Here is a 15,460-nt window from a genome sequence, read left to right on the forward strand (position 1 = left end):
CGTTGCGCCAAAAGTCGGTGTTACCCGAGCCATGCACGACTTTATGAGTGAACAAACCAAAGCCGAAGTCCTCGCCACCCTCCGCCCGCGTTACGGATCGGCGGGTCGGGAACACAAAAGCAAACTCATCGCGCAGGCCGTTCAGCTCCTGGGCTACCATCCCAAGTCGGCCATCCGCGCCCTGCGCCGCAAACCCAGGGCGCCCGCCACTGCGGCCCTGATCTTGGGCCGTCCGCGGGCGTATGAACCGGGCGTGCTGTTGCCGGTCCTCAAACCGATCTGGTTCGCTGCCTTCCAGCCCTGCCGTTCACGCTTCGTCGCGTTGCTGCCCGACTGGCTCCCGGCCTACGAACAGGATCATCGCCGGTTGGACGCGGGCGTGCGCGAGGCGTTGTTGAACGTCAGCGCGCGCACGTTGGACCGCCTGCTCGCGCCGCTGCGAGGGTCGCTGAAACGCCGCGGCGGCACCCGGCCCGGCAGTCTGTTGCGCCAGAGCATCCCCATCCGCGGCGAGTGGACGGAGGAAGGGCCGGGCTGGCTGGAGTTGGACACCGTCGCGCTGTGCGGCGGCACGCTCGATGACCGCCACGCCTGGATGCTCGACGCGGTGGACATCCGCACCGACTGGACGGTGCAGCGCGCCCTCGAAAACCGCAGTCAACACAGCACGTTGACGCAGTTGCGCGACGTGGAGGCGAGCCTGCCCTTCCCGCTCCTGGGCGTGGACAGTGACAACGGCGGCGAGTTCATCAACCACCACGTCGTGGCGTGGACGGGCCAACGGCCCCGGCCCGTGCTCTTCACGCGCTCGCGCCCCTATCGCAAGAACGACAACGCCCACGTCGAGCAGCGCAACTGGACGCATGTGCGGCAGCAGTTCGGCTACGAACGCTACGACAACCCGGCGGTCGTGCCCTTGATCAACACGCTCTGCCAGGGCGCGCTCGGGCAACTGCTCAACTACTTCCTCCCGACGCACAAACTGGAGCAGAAGCATCGCCAGGAGGGACGCACCACGCGGATTTACGGAGCGGCCCAGACGCCGCTGGCGCGAGTGCTAAGCGCGCCGCAGGTGAGTGAGGAAACGAAGGCGAAGCTGAAGACGGAACACGCCCGGCTCAATCCGTTCCAACTGGCCCGCGACATCGAACGGCAGAAGAAAGTGATCGAAGCCCGTCGGCGAAGAGAAACTTGAAATCGCCCCGATGAATGGAGTAGAAACCCAGCACCCCAAGAACGAGACGGAGGAGGCCGGACGGCCATCGCGCCCCGGCTTCCTTCGCTCTCCAATGGGGGGTGGCTCCGGTCACACCACTTTTGGCGCAACGACCCCTCGTTCCGCCCCAGCTCCGGTAACACTTACTTTTGGCTCACTAGGCGTGAAACCTGGCGCGCGGGGTTCCGTCCAACGCCGCATCGTCATGAACGGTTTCGCTTTCTCCCTCGCTTGCGCCGTGTTTCTTGCAGGTCCGGCGCTGCACGCTCAGCCGCTTCCGTCCGGCGCCTTCTCCGACGTGACGAAGGCTGCCGGCCTCTTCGAGCCGCTCGCGGGCATCATGGGACACGGCGGCGCGTTCGGGGATTTTGACGGCGACGGGTTCATTGACATCTTTGTCGGCGGTTTCTGCGACCGGCCGAATTCGGAGTATGCGCCCGCGAGCGGCCCCGTGCCCGCGCGGCTCTTTCGCAATCTTGGCAACGGCAAGTTCGCCGTGGTCAACGACACGCCCGTCTCCGTGTTCGGCCGCGCGAGCGGCGCGGTCTTCGCCGACCTCGACAACAACGGCACGCTCGAACTCTTCGTCGCCAACAACGCCCGCGCCTCGACGCGCCACACCATCGAGCCGCAACGCTCCGCGCAGACGCGCCGCCCGCAGTTATTCCGCAACGACGACGGCTCCTTCGTGGACATCTCCGCCCCGAGCGGCGCGTGTCCCGACTCGCTCCTCAGCGCGCGCAACATCGGCGTGTTCGACTACGACGGCGACGGGTTGCTCGACCTGTTCGTGGTCGAGGACAAGTTCGTCGCGCGCGGCGTCAAACCGCGCTCGGCGCTCATGCGCAATCTCGGCGGGCTCAAGTTCAAGGACGTGACAAAGGACGTCGGCTTGCCCGAGGACATCCACGGGCTCGGGCTCGCGGTGGCGGACTTGAACGGCGACGGCCGGCCGGACTTCTTCGTGCCGCACAGCAACCGGCTCTTTCTCAGCACTCCGGGCAACACGTATCGCGAGGCGGTTGAATTGAAGGATATGTTCGCGTGGAAGCCGGTGGACGGAGAGGACTGGCCGTGCGGCGCGGCGTTCGGTGACTTGAACCGCGACGGACGGCTCGACCTCGTGCTGACGATTCATCACAAGACCGCGCGCAACAAAGTCTTCATCAACGACGGCCTCAAGGACGGCGTGCCGCAATTCCGCGACGTGACGGCGGACGTCGGCCTCGGCGACGCGATTCCGGTGAAGTGCCCGCACGTGGAGATCCAGGACTTCGACAACGACGGCTGGCCGGACCTCTACATCAGCGCCGCGTGGCTCGACGCCGAGGGCAAGGTCACGCCGCTCATCTTCCGCAACACCGGCGCGCGCGACGGCCTGCCGCGCTTTGTCCGCAACGGGCCGGCGTCGCCGCCGAACGTCTATTTCCCCGCCGGTCCGAGCGGTGACTTCGACAACGACGGCCGGCTCGACCTCTTCCTCATCAACTGGTATCAGGGCAACCACTGCCGCCTGCTCCGGAACGAGACGCCACCGCGCTCGTGGCTGAACGTCTCGGTCGTCGGAAGCAAAATGAACCGCATGGGAATCGGCGCGCAGGTGAAAATCTTTCCCGCCGGCAAGCTCGGCGACACGAAGTCGCTGCTGGGCTTTCAGGAAATCACGACGGGTTACGGTTACGCCAGCGGGCAGCCCGCGCTCGCGCACTTTGGCCTCGCCGACGCCGCAACCGTGGACGTGGAAGTGAAACTCCCGGACGGCAAGTTGAAGAAACTCCCCGGCGTGAAGGCGAACCAGTCGCTGCGCTTGGCGGAGTGAACGCAAACCTCAACCATGAAAACCCGACGCCTCACACTCGCTGGCATCGCTTCGCTCGCGCTGGCCGCGTTCGCGCTCAACTCGATTTCCTTCGCCGCTGACCCGCCGAAGAAGGACAAGGACGACCCGAAGAAAAAGGAGAAGGCCAAGGCCGCCGCGAAGGCGAAAGCTCCGCCTCCACCCGAGCCGCCTTATCCGCCGACGCTGCCCGATGGCACGGGGTTCGTCACGGACACTTCGCCGGATTTCCTCAAGCCTCCCGCGACGCTGCTGGACAAGGTGAGCATCGCCAAGACGCCACCGACGGTGGACTTCGCCTATTTCCCCGGCCAGACGTATCGCGGCAATCCGTGGTCCAACTGGGGCGACAGCATGTTCGCCAACGGCAAATACTACGCGAGCATCGGCGACCACCTCGCGCCGAGCGGCACGGCGTATCTGTGGGAGTTCGACCCGGTGACGCGCACGTTCCGGCAGCTCGTGGACGTGAAGAAACTGCTCGGCCTGCCCGCCGGCCGTTACACGCCGGGGAAGATCCACACCCAGCTCACGCTCGCCAGTGACGGCTGGATTTACTTCGGCACACACCGCGGCGGCACGCGCGCGACCTTTGGCGACAAGGACTACAAGGGCGACTGGATCATCCGCGTGAACCCGCAGACTGCGACGACCGAGATCGTGTCCGAAGGCCCCGTGCCCGGTCACTGCATCCCGACAGGCTTCACCGACCCGGACCGCCTGATCTTCTACGGCGGCACGGAACCGGAGACGGGAGCGGGCGAGAGGAGCGTGACGTTCTTTGCCTACGACTTGAGGGCGCGCAAGCTGATCTACTCCGGCTTCGACGGCCCGGCGCGCGCGATGATCTTCGCGAAGTCCACCGGGAAAGTTTACTGGCTCGAAGACAAGCTCGACGACGCGCCGCTCGTGCGCTTCGACCCGGCGAAGCCCGGCAAGCCCGAGCGCGTCCCGGGCGACATCGGCCTGCGCGCCGCGAGCGAGGAGACGCCGCAGGGCATCGTTTACACGGTGTCTCACGCGCGCAAGGACGGTGACGCGCAGCTCTACGCCTTCAACACGAAGACCGAGAAGATCGAGCCGCTCGGCTCCGCCGCGATTGGCGGGCAGCAATACATCACCACGCTGGACTGCGACCCGACGGGCCGCTTCATCTACTACGTGCCCGGCGCGCACGGAGGCGCAGAAGTGGACGGCTCGCCGGTGGTGCAGTTCGACACAAAGACACGCACGCGCAAGGTCATCGCGTTCCTGCATCCCTTCTACGAGAAGAAGTATGGCGTCTCGCCGAGCGGCACCTACAGCGTGGCGCTCGACCCGAAGGGCGAGAAACTTTACATCACGTGGAACTGCAAGCGCGTCCCCGCCGCGCGCGTGTGGGATTCGTGCGCGCTGACGGTGGTTCACATTCCGGCCGGCGAGCGGTAGCGTCGGTCCACCGATGCAAGTGAGTCCGCCGCCGCAATCGCCCGAGGCTGATTCCGCCGCGATTCCCGCGCGATGGGCGTGGGTTCTCGCGATCTGCCTCGGCGCGCTGACCTTCCAGAGCGCGTTCTTCCACGTCGTCGACCCGGATGTGGGCTACCACATCCGAACGGGAATGCTCATCCTGGAGACGGGGCGAATCCCCGACCGCAACACCTTCTCGTTCGCCGTTCCAGACCACCCGTGGACGTTGCAGCAGTGGTGGCCGGCGACGGCTTACGCGATTGCATGGATGCAGGGCGGGCTCGGCGGGCTGATCGGGCTGAAGGCGATGATCGTGACGGCCATGATGCTCGTGGTGCTCGCGGCGGCGCGACGTGAGACCGGGCTCGGTTCGCTTTGGCCGTTCTGGGTGGTCACGGGCACGGTGTTTGTCGGGAGAGTCCGGTTTTTCGAGCGGCCGGACATGGTGACGGGGTTGCTGTTCGCGCTGCTGGTCTTCATCGATGCGGGGAAAGCCACGGGCAGGCGGTGGCATTGGATCGGGCTGCCGATCTTCATGGCCTTTTGGGCGAACACCCACGCGGGATACATCTATGGGTTTGTGCTGCTTTGTTGCTGGAGCGGAGCCGAGTGGGGCGGGTGGCTATTGCAGCGGTGGCACGGCGGACAACGGAGCATTCCACGTGCGCTCTTCATCCGGCCCGCCGGGATTGCGGTCGCTGTCGCGCTGTCCGTTGCCTCCGCCGAACTGATCAATCCGAGCGGTTGGCGCGCGCTGTGGGTTCCGATTGATCAGTTTCTCGACCCATTCTGGCGCTCGGTCATCACCGAGTATTTGCCGCCCTCGTGGGAGAAGATGAAGCCGTTTTACATCTGGCTTGCTTCGCTCGCCGCGCTGCAAATGGCGGACTGGCGGAGGGTTCAGCTTCGCCTGCTGCTGCCGTCGCTGGCGTTCGGCTATCTCGCATGCGCCACGCAACGGTCGATGCTTGTCTTTCTGCTCGCCGCCACGCCGCACGCGGCTTTCCTGCTTGGACAACTTGCCCCCGGCGCGACAGGACTCCTGCGCCGCGTTCAATGGGGATTGATGGCGCCGGTCTGGCTCGCGGCGGCCGTTTGCTTCTCGCGCGACTCGTGGAGCAAACCCGGAGTCGGCCTTCACCTCACGTTCTTCCCGATGAGTGTTTACCACTTTCTGGACCGCGAGGTGGCGCCTCAGCGCCTCTTCAACGAGATGCGCTTCGGCGGTTCGATGCTGTGGTGGCTGTGGCCGAAGTTCCCGCCGTTCGTTGACGGCCGGGGCGACGCGTATCCGACGTCGTTCTGGAAGGACGAGTTCCTTCCGATTCTCTACGCGGCGCCGGGCTGGAAGGAGAAGCTCGCGGCCCACGACATCCACGGAGTGCTGCTGCCGATCATCGACGGGCAGGCACCGATGCTTGCGAAGGCCTTGCGCACGGACCCGCAATGGGCGCTCGTGTCGTTCACCGATTCCGCGCTGCTGATGCTTGAGCGCACGGAGGCGAACCGCGCCGTCATTGCCCGTCATGAATTCCGGCATCTCTGGCCGGTGGACTGGACGGCGACGAGCGCGATGCCGGTGGACGCCGCATCACTTGCCGAAGCCGAGCGCGCGGTGGCGCTCGCGCCCGAGAGTGTGTTCGCGCAGACCGCGGTCGCGCGGGCTGCGATGGCGGCCGGCAGGCTCGACCGCGCCGCGGAGATGCTCGCCATCCTGACCCGGTTGCCGAACCCCCACGAGAGCCACTGGTCGTATTACGGTTACGCGCTCTTTCACCTCGGCAAGCTCGACGAGGCGCAGGAAGTGTTTGCCACCATGCACCGCCGAGGAATCGCGCCGGGCTACGCGTGGTTCATGCGCCACCATATCGCGCTGCGCCGGGGCGACCTCGCCGGGGCGGACCGGTGTTTGACTGAGGCGCTGCGACTCACACCGGACAGCGGGGAGTTCAACAACGCGAGGGCACGGCTCGATGCGCGGTTGAAGAGCCAGTGAGCTGAACCCGCGCGGTGTGGCGGTTCAGCGCAACTGCTCGAGGATTGGAGTCAGCGCGCGGTTGATCTTCTCCGCGATGCGTTCGTAGCCCGCGTCGTTCGGGTGAATCGTGTCCGACATGAGGCGCGGGTCGGTGAGCAGGCCGTCGAGCACGTTCGGCACGAGCAACACCTTCTTCGCGCGCGCGAGTTCCTCGAAGGGCTTGTCGTTCTTGTCCCGCACGGTCGCGCTGCGCACGCCGATGAGCACGACGAACGCGCCGCCCGAGTGAAAGCGGTCAATCATCACCCCGAGGTTCCTGAACATCTGGTCGCGGGACATCTGCTGGAGCCCGTCGTTGCCGCCGAGGCAGAGCAGCACCACGCGTGGCTGGGATTTTGCGGCCGCTTCGAGCCGGGACAATGCCCCTTGGGTCGTGTCGCCCGGCGCACCGAAGTTGCGGATGGTGATGCCGAGGCGCCGTGTGAGTTGACTCGGGAAGTCCATTCCCTCGCTCGCGCCGTAACCGGAGGTCAGGCTGTCGCCGAACGCAATCCAGTCACCGTGACCCGTGGGCGGTAGGTTTCTGAAACTTCGCGGCCCGGCAGGCTTCAGAAGCCATGCGACGACGGCAATCGCCACAAGCAGAGTCCAGAATGCGGGCCGCCGATGCACGGTTGGATTCTGACCCTTGACGCGCCAACTTTGAACTTCGTTCTACCGAATCGCGCTCATCACCGCTTCGACGACTCGCGCAACGGGAATCCCCGTCATGCATCTGAAATCAATCGGGCACTCGCGCAAGAAGCACGGCGAACAGGCCGCACGGGCGCGGAGCAACTGGTGGCGCGGGTCGCCGGGCAATCCCGGCGCGGTCAGATCCGGCGACGTGCTGCCGAACAGCGCGACCACCGGCGTGCCGACCGCGGCCGCCAGATGCATCGGGCCGGTGTCGTTGGCGAGCACCACCCGGCACGCGCGCAGCAGGGCGCATAACTCGCGCAAGGAGGTGCGGCCCGCGAGATTCGTAAACACCGTTCCCGGGCTCTGCATGCGGGAAGGCGTGCCCGCCACGCGCAAGGCCTTGTCCGCGATGTGAGCGCAGATTGCGGCGTCCGCCTTCCCACCGAGAAGCACCCAGCGGCAGTTCGTCCGGCGGTGGATTTCGACCGCAGCCTCGGCGAAGTGGTCGACCGGCCACCGTTTCGCCGGCCCATATTCAGCACCGGGAACAAGGGCAAACAGCGGCGCGTCGAGGTCGGAAGTAGAGTCGCAACAAAACCGGGCCACAGCGGACGATGTTTCGCCGGGGAGGACTTCGAGTTTCGGCGCAAGCGGTTCGGTGCGCGCCCCGAGCGTCCCGGCGAGGTGGAGATAATGGTGAATGTGGTGGGCCTGTTCGATGTGTCCGCCAGAAGCCGCAAGTCCGCTGGCCCCGCGCCCCCCGGTGACGAGCGACTGGATTTCTGCCGCCGTCCGTTTCTTCATCATGGGGACATCGGGTCGCCGGGGCACGGGCTGTGTCAGCAGGAAACTTCGGCCGCCGCCCGCGTAGCCGATCCGTCGCGGGATGCGCGCCAGCGAGACCTCGAGCGCGGCGCGCACGGAGTTGGGGAACAGCAGTGCGGCGTCGAATGCCCCGTCGCGCAGTTTCTTGGCCACCGAGAGGACGCTGTCCTTCGCTCCATACGTCAGCGTTGCGTCCAAAGCCGGGTGATGCGTCCACAAGTCGGCGAGTTTCTCGTGCGTGAGGAGGGTGATGCGCGAGTCGGGCAGCGCCTCGCGGAGTCGCAGCAGGGCCGGTGTGGTCATCACGGCGTCGCCAAGCCAGTTGACGCCGCGTACGAGCAACCTGCGCGGATGGTCAGCGGGGTTTGTGCCGGGCGGTGACACGTCGTTGTTGGTGGAGTGCGAAACTACTGCCCGTCGCGGTCGCCACGGGTTTGCGGTGCGGATCGAGCCTCGCGCCATTTGCCGGGCTTCCAGCGGTTGTGAACCCAGAACCAGTTCGCCGGATCGCGCCGGATGGCCGCCTCGAACGCGCGGTTGACATCCGTGGTGATGGCTTCAATCGGGCGCGGGTGGCCATTGTCGTGTGTCGCAATCTCGTCGCCGTATTCCACGCGCCATCGACCGGGCGCGACGCGAAAGCAGATGGACGGGTATAACGGGCACCGGTAGCGCAGCGCGAAGATCGCGGGCGCGGAACTGGTCGAGCAATCGTGTCCGAACAGGGGAAGCCGCAAACCGCGATCGCCCGCGTGCTGGTCGGCCAGCAGGCCGAGCACGGCGCGGCCGCTGTGCATCGCGGCCTTGAGTTCCGCGGCTTCGGTGCGGCGCTCAAGAAAGCGCGCGCCGGAGCGGGAGCGCAACTGGTGGAGCAGGCGGTTGAGTCCCGGCTGGCGCAGGCTCCGGTAAGTCGTGATGATCCGGTGATCGGGATACGCGGCGTTGGTCCGGGCATACATCTCGAAATTCCCGAAGTGACCGACGGCGAACACGGCGTTGCGCGGCGTGCCATCCGGATGCGTGAGCCTCAGTTTCTCGACACCCGACAGGTCGAGCACGCGGCCGGCCTCCTCCGTGGACATCGAGGCGGTCTTGATGGCGCACGCGTAGCTTTCGCCGATGCGGCGGAAGTTCTCCCGGGCGATCGCCTCGATTTGCTCGGGTTCCCTCTCCGCGCCGAGGCACATCGCGAGGTTTCGCAGCGCGACCTCGCGATGGCGGGCATCGAGGGCGAACGCAACCGCGCCGCCCGCGCGGCCGAGCTTCACGACCCACGGGAGCGGCAGCGCCTGGACCACCGCAACCAACGCGCGCGCCAGCCAGTAGAGCAGGGCATCCATCGCTATTTGAAGCAAATCTGCCGCACGCAATCCTGGAAGTCCTTCGCGCCGGTCAGGATCTTGATCTCCACGCGCATGAAGAACACGGGCAGGTCGCGGCGGTCGAGCTTGGGGAAGCGCACCGCGTCCTTTTGCGTCGTGATGATGATCTCGGCCTGACGCTTCTTCGCCCGGTTGATGACGTTCAAGATTTCCTGCTGCGAATAGCGGTGGTGGTCGGCGAAACGCTTCTCGTAGACGAGTTCCGCGCCGAGCTTGCGAAGACTTTGCTCGAAACTCTCCGGTTGTGCGATGCCGCTGAGGGCCGCGACTTTCCTGCCCTTGAGAAACTCGAGCCCCTCGCGGTCCCCCGTGAAGACATCCTCAAAGTAAAGCGGATGGTGAATGCACTCGATGACACCGGCTGACGGGTTGTGCTTCGCGATCCGCGCCCGCAACAACGCGGTGTTGCCGTCGCTCTTCGTGAGAAAAATCGTGTTAGCCCGGACGAGATGCGCGTGGGGTTCGCGCAAGGTGCCGCGGGGAAGGAGGAACTCATTGCCGAACGGCTGCTGGCAATCCACCAGCACGATGTCCCGGCGCCTGCCCCGCAGCTTCCAGTATTGGAACCCATCGTCGAGCAGCAGCGTGTCACAGCCAAACTTCTCGATGGCGTAGCGCCCGGACTTCACACGGTCCTTGTCCACAAGCACGACGACGTCCTTGAGGTTGCTCGCGAGCATGAAGGGTTCGTCACCGGCGGTTTCAGAATCCAAGAGCAGTGAGTGACCATCGGACACGACGCGCGGGGGCGTGGTTTCTTCGCGGAGAAGCATCTTGTTCAGCAGGCGCTGGCCCAAGGGCGGCGGCTTGGAGCGGTAGCCGCGTGAGAGGATCGCGACTTTGCGGCCCGCGTCCTGAAGCTCGCGCGCGAATTTCTCCACGACGGGCGTCTTGCCCGTGCCGCCGACGGTGAGATTCCCGACGGCGATGACCTGCACACCGAGCGTCGAATCGCGGATGATTCGAAGGTCGTAAAGCAGAAGGCGCGACTTCACGCCGAGGCGAAAGAGATGGGAAAGCGCAAAGAGCAGTTGACGGATGAAGACCGTTCCCTTGCCGGGTTGGGTCTCGAACATGACTTGAAGAACCTTGGTTTCAAGGCTCTCCGTCCACTCGCGTAGCATCTCGCGCATGTGGGGCGAGTGTGGCAGCGGTCGCGCGGAGCGGCAAGGCGCGAGCCAGCGGGTCGCTCATTCGCCCATGACCTTCACGAGCACGCGCTTGCGGCGGCGGCCGTCGAACTCGCCGTAGAAGATCTGTTCCCACGGGCCGAGGTCGAGCTTGCCCTTCGTGACGGCAACGACAACCTCGCGTCCCATCACCTGCCGCTTCAAGTGCGCGTCCGCGTTATCTTCGCCGGTGCGGTTGTGGTGATACTGCGCCGTCGGCGCGTGCGGCGCGAGCTTCTCGAGCCAGACTTCGTAGTCGTGATGCAGGCCCGGTTCATCGTCGTTGATGAAGACGCTTGCCGTGATGTGCATCGCGTTGACGAGGCAGAGCCCCTCCTGCACGCCGCTGCGCTGGACGAGCCGCTCCACCGTCGGCGTGATGTTGATGAAGCCGCGCCGCCCAGGAACCTCGAACCACAGGTGCTCGGTGAGGGATTTCATGCGCCGGAGCGTAGCGCGGCCTCACAGCGCGAGCAGCAGTTTCTTGATTTCGTTCAGCCGCGCCTTCGGCTCCTTCGCCGTGAGGCGTGGGAACCTGCCGCCGAATTGTAGATAGTCGCCGTGGCGCGTGAGCTTGAGCTTGTCGTCTTCAACCTCGATCACGGTCACGCCGCGGGCGCCGGCGAGAATCTTGAGTTCTGTGGCGAGGAACAGCAGTTCCACCGCGCCGGGCAGCGGGCCGAAGCGGTCGCGCACTTCGCCGGCGAGCGCGTCGAGCGCGGGCTTGTCTTCGGCCTGCGCAAGCTTTCGGTAGATTTCGATGCGATGGTGCGGCTCGGGCGCGAACGACGACGGGAGGGTCGCCGCGCGCGCCGCGGTCTCCGCCTCCTCCGCCTCGCGCGTGTCGATGAAGTCGAGCCGCATCTCCACGGGCGCGCGCACTTTGAGTTTCGCGCCCTTGAGCGTCGCGACGCTTTGCTTGAGCAGCTGGCAGTAGAGTTCGAAGCCCACTGCGGTGATGTGGCCGCTCTGCTCGGCGCCGAGGAGGTTGCCGGCGCCGCGAATCTCGAGGTCGCGCATGGCGATCTTGAAGCCGCTGCCGAGCGATGAATACTGCTTGATGGCGCTGATGCGCTTGCGCGCGTCGCTGAGCATCCGGGCGTGGCGCGGGATGAGCAGGTAGGCGAAGGCCTGATGCTTGTAGCGGCCCACCCGGCCGCGGAGCTGATAGAGGTCGCTCAGCCCGAATCGGTCGGCGCGGTCAATGAGGATGGTGTTTGCGTTCGGAATGTCGAGGCCGCTCTCGATGATCGTGGTCGAGAGCAGCACGTCGGCCTCGCCGTTCACAAACGTTGTCATCACTTCCTCCAAGTCGTCGCTGTTCATCTGCCCGTGGCCGACGACGATGCGCGCATCAGGCACGAGCTGCATCAGGCGGAACTTCATCGCGTCGATCGTTGCCAGGCGGTTGTGAAGGAAGAAGACCTGCCCGCCGCGGCCGACTTCGCGGCGGATGGCGTCGCGGATGATGCGCTCATCGTATTCGCACACGATCGTCTCGACGGGCAGGCGGTCTTGCGGCGGCGTCTGGATGGTGCTCATGTCGCGCGCGCCGGTGAGGGCGAGGTAAAGCGTGCGCGGGATCGGCGTGGCGCTGAGGGTGAGCACGTCCACCATGCGGCGGAGCAGCTTGAACTGCTCCTTGTGCATCACGCCAAAGCGCTGCTCTTCGTCAATGACCACGAGGCCGAGCTCCTTGAACGCGATGTCAGGCTGCACGAGGCGGTGCGTGCCGATGACGATATCCACCGAGCCGGCGGCGAGATCACGCGCGACGCGCGCCTGTTCGCGGCGCGTGCGGAAGCGCGAGAGCAGTTCGATGCGCACGGGATAATCGGCCATGCGCTCGCGAAAGGTGTTGAAGTGCTGCTGCGCGAGGACGGTAGTGGGCACGAGCACGGCGACCTGGCGGCCGTCCATAACCGCCTTGAACGCGGCGCGGATGGCGACCTCGGTCTTGCCGTAGCCGACGTCGCCGCAAATGAGACGGTCCATCGGCTTGGGACGCTCCATGTCGGACTTTGCTTCCGTGATGGCGCGAGCTTGGTCCGGTGTCTCCTCGAAGACGAACGAGCCTTCGAACTCGCGCTGCCACGCGTTGTCTGGTTTGAACGCGTGGCCGGGCTGTGTCTCCCGCGCGGCCTGGATGGCGAGCAATTCTGCCGCGAGGTCGCGCACGGCGCGCTCGGCCTGATGTTTGGTTTTCGCCCACCGCGTGCCGCCGAGCGTGTGCAACGGCGGGCGCGCCTTGCCGGCGCCGACGTATTTGCTGACGAGGTGCGCCTCGGTGACAGGCACGTAAAGCTTGGGCGCGTCCTGCTCAGGGTCGGCAGACGCATATTCGATGACGAGACACTCGGTGCCAGGGTCCGCCATTGCGGATTGCGGGTTGCGGGTTGCGGGCTCGCGGTTGCGCGCCGCGGGCAATGTCTGAAGGCCGGTGTAGCGCCCGATGCCGTGCTGAAGATGAACGACCAGGTCGCCGGGACTGAGTTCGGTGAAGTCGATGTCGAGGGCAGAGCGTGTTGCGGCGGCGTGCGGCGACTTGAGGCGGCGCGGGCGCTGGACTTTGTAACGCCCGAAGATTTCCGCGTCGGTGACGACGACAATCCTGGCTTCGTTGCAGAGGAATCCGCGGGAGAGGGAGCCGAGGTGGGTCCAAAGTCCAAGGTCCAAAGTCCCGGGTCCGGAAGTTGGGGCGGCATCTGGCGGTTGTGGACCGTGGACTTTGGGCTTTGGACCATGGCCGAGCGCGAGTTCACGCCAGACTTCCTCGAAGCGTTGTCGCTCGCCGCCGTTGTTGCAGAAGACGTGGACGGCGTAGCCCTGCCGCAGCCAGCGGTGGAGTTGCGCGAAGAACTCGCGACGCTGCGCCTCGGCGATTTCGGGCGCGGGCATGCGGTCGGAGATGGGTCGGTAGGGGTCGAGTGATGCAAGGGCGAGGATGGTGGACGGTGGATGGTGGATGGTGGGATCCGGATCGTCCTCGATCAGCACGACAGATCCTGAAGACGGGGAGGAGGACGGTTCGAACGAGGTGCGTTCGGCCAAGAGCGAGACAGTGGTCATGCCGCGTGCGCTGGCGAGCGAAAGGAATTCCGTCCACTCGACGAAGAACGGGTCGCCGTCGGGAACTTGTCCGGCGTAAGTCGTGGCGTGCTCGGCAAGCGCGCCGGGCTCGCACAAGATCATCACGGTGCCGGCGGGGAGGTAGTTGAGGAGCGTTGCCAGTTCGGCGGGTGCGCGTTTGAGAATGCCGAGTTCACCCGCAGGCGGGAGTGTGACCTCGGTGACGGCGCCGTTGTCGCGCGAGACTTGAGTTTGCGGATCGAAGAGCCGGAGCGATTCGAGTTCATCGCCGAAGAACTCGAGCCTCACCGGCCACGGGCGTGTCAGCGGCCACACGTCCACGATGCCGCCGCGCAATGCGAGCTCGCCCTTCGCCGTGACTTGCGCCTCGGGTTCGTAGGCTTGGTCCTCAAGCCACTCAATGAGGTCGAGCGGGACGACTCTGTCGCCGCGGCGCAGCGAGCGAGTGCGCGAGGCGAGCGAGTCGGGAGGAAACGTCCGCTGGAGCAGCGCGGCGACGCTGGTGACGACGAGAGGTGCGTGGTGCGTGGTGCGCGGTGCGTGGGACGAGAGGGCGACGAGCGTTTCGAGCCGTTCGCTGATGACATCGGCGTGGGGGAGATGGGCTTCGTGCGGGAGGGATTCCCAAGCTGGATAGAACAGCACGCGATCTTCGCTGCCGAGCCACGTCTCGATGTCCTGTTGGAAAACTTCCTGCGACCTGAGCCCGTTGGTGACGACAACGATGGGCCGGCGAGGAAACTGGCGTCGTAGCATCGCGGCAAGGAACGGCTGGGCAGATCCGCAGACTCCCGCGCACGACAATGCGCCGCCCGACTCCACGCGCCGCCAAAGGTCTTGCGCGGCGGGAGCTGGCAAAATCCTGTTGAACAGGTCACCGGGGTCGAACCGGTCTGGCACTCGCGGCGACGGTGTCACCGGATTCGATGGGGCGTCAAGTGCCGTGGAGCTCCCTAGGAGTCGGCGTCAAACCACGAATCCGTCGATGGCCAGGAGACCTTCTCAATCGCCATCGAGGGACGAGCGGCGAAGTCACGACCGCGCGTGAGGCGGAGGCGGAACAGGTCTGGCGCGAGGGCGCGGAGTTCCGCCGTGGCGCGCCGGGATTGCAGGCGCACGAAGACCGCGCCCGACTGCGCGACGCGGCGCGATGCGCAGGTGAACCGCTGCATTCTGGGAGCGGGGAGATTCGCCCTCCCGGACTGGCGAGTCGCCCGGTCAGGCTTCGAAAGACTTTCCGCAACCGCAACTTTGCTTGGCGTTGGGATTGGAAATCTTGAACCCGCCGCCGGTCAGCGCATCCGAGAAATCCACCACCGCGCCGCGCATGTAATCCGCGCTGAACGGGTCCGTCAGCACGAGCACGCCGTGGAATTCGCCCACCGTGTCATCCGCGCGCCGCTCGTCGAACACCATCCCGTATTGCAGCCCCGAACAGCCGCCGGCCTCGATGTAAACGCGCAGGTGCTTCCCCGCGTTCGCCGGGTCGCTCGATTGCATCCCGCGAATCTGCTCCGCAGCCCGGTCGGTCAGGGTGACAACGGCATCGTTGGCAGTCGGTGTCGTGGAGTTCATCTCGTTCAATGCGTTCAAATTATCAACGCGCCGGTGGGGTGTCAAACTACGGGCTTCCTGCGGCGCCTGCAGGTCTGCCCGACATGCGCCAGGATTCGCTCTGACTTCGGAATAACTCAGCCTTGATTCGAGTCCCCAAGCCCGGCGCTTCCGGTGGCAGCGCGAAGCCTTGCTCGATGACCACGTTCGTCTCGATCAGCGAGCTGTAGAACGTCCGGATGTGGGCGCGGACCGTTTCCTGGAAGGTCACGTTCGGCA

General features: G+C 65.7%; 12 protein-coding genes. 4 read left to right on the forward strand and 8 right to left on the reverse strand.

The genetic code is table 11. From position 1 onward, the window contains the following. The first annotated feature begins 31 nt into the window (after positions 1–31). From FJ386_13180 to FJ386_13195, 4 genes are read left to right on the forward strand one after another with little or no spacing between them, the layout of a single operon-like run. Positions 32–1,195, forward strand: coding sequence for a transposase family protein (locus tag FJ386_13180; GenBank protein ID MBM3877645.1), 1,164 nt, complete (start codon positions 32–34; stop codon positions 1,193–1,195). 10 nt (positions 1,196–1,205) lie between these two features. Then, complete coding sequence (locus FJ386_13185; GenBank protein ID MBM3877646.1) at positions 1,206–3,035, forward strand: CRTAC1 family protein; 1,830 nt, start codon at positions 1,206–1,208, stop codon at positions 3,033–3,035. Positions 3,036–3,050: 15 nt separating this feature from the next. Further along, on the forward strand, positions 3,051–4,481 hold the full coding sequence (locus FJ386_13190) for a hypothetical protein (GenBank protein MBM3877647.1): 1,431 nt from the start codon (positions 3,051–3,053) through the stop codon (positions 4,479–4,481). A gap of 13 nt (positions 4,482–4,494) precedes the next feature. Then, on the forward strand, positions 4,495–6,498 hold the full coding sequence (locus FJ386_13195) for a hypothetical protein (protein ID MBM3877648.1): 2,004 nt from the start codon (positions 4,495–4,497) through the stop codon (positions 6,496–6,498). A gap of 24 nt (positions 6,499–6,522) precedes the next feature. On the opposite strand, the gene FJ386_13200 is transcribed toward FJ386_13195, so the two are convergent. The 8 genes from FJ386_13200 to FJ386_13235 form a co-directional block, all read right to left on the reverse strand. Next, positions 6,523–7,152, reverse strand: coding sequence for an arylesterase (locus tag FJ386_13200; GenBank protein ID MBM3877649.1), 630 nt, complete (start codon positions 7,150–7,152; stop codon positions 6,523–6,525). A 42-nt stretch (positions 7,153–7,194) separates the two neighbouring features. Beyond that, positions 7,195–8,448 (reverse strand): lipopolysaccharide heptosyltransferase II, encoded by a 1,254-nt coding sequence (waaF, locus tag FJ386_13205; GenBank protein MBM3877650.1) that lies wholly within the window; start codon positions 8,446–8,448, stop codon positions 7,195–7,197. Continuing rightward, positions 8,394–9,326 carry a hypothetical protein gene (locus tag FJ386_13210; protein ID MBM3877651.1) on the reverse strand — a complete coding sequence of 311 codons (933 nt, stop codon included), beginning with the start codon at positions 9,324–9,326 and terminating at the stop codon, positions 8,394–8,396. The genes waaF and FJ386_13210 overlap by 55 nt, the downstream gene beginning before the upstream one ends. A gap of 2 nt (positions 9,327–9,328) precedes the next feature. Next, entirely contained in the window at positions 9,329–10,501 is a 1,173-nt protein-coding gene (gene lpxK / locus FJ386_13215) for a tetraacyldisaccharide 4'-kinase (GenBank protein ID MBM3877652.1), read from the reverse strand. Positions 10,502–10,558: 57 nt separating this feature from the next. Further along, positions 10,559–10,978, reverse strand: coding sequence for a YjbQ family protein (locus FJ386_13220; GenBank protein MBM3877653.1), 420 nt, complete (start codon positions 10,976–10,978; stop codon positions 10,559–10,561). Between the two features lie 21 nt (positions 10,979–10,999). Continuing rightward, a complete protein-coding gene (gene mfd / locus FJ386_13225; protein MBM3877654.1) occupies positions 11,000–14,500 on the reverse strand; it encodes a transcription-repair coupling factor in 3,501 nt (1,166 codons plus the stop codon). A gap of 80 nt (positions 14,501–14,580) precedes the next feature. Next, on the reverse strand, positions 14,581–14,799 hold the full coding sequence (locus FJ386_13230; GenBank protein MBM3877655.1) for a hypothetical protein: 219 nt from the start codon (positions 14,797–14,799) through the stop codon (positions 14,581–14,583). A gap of 46 nt (positions 14,800–14,845) precedes the next feature. After that, on the reverse strand, positions 14,846–15,202 hold the full coding sequence (locus FJ386_13235) for an iron-sulfur cluster assembly accessory protein (GenBank protein MBM3877656.1): 357 nt from the start codon (positions 15,200–15,202) through the stop codon (positions 14,846–14,848). Between the last annotated feature and the right edge of the window lie 258 nt (positions 15,203–15,460).

It is taken from the genome of Verrucomicrobiota bacterium (assembly GCA_016871675.1).
In the GTDB taxonomy this organism is placed as follows: Bacteria; Verrucomicrobiota; Verrucomicrobiia; order Limisphaerales; family VHCN01; genus VHCN01.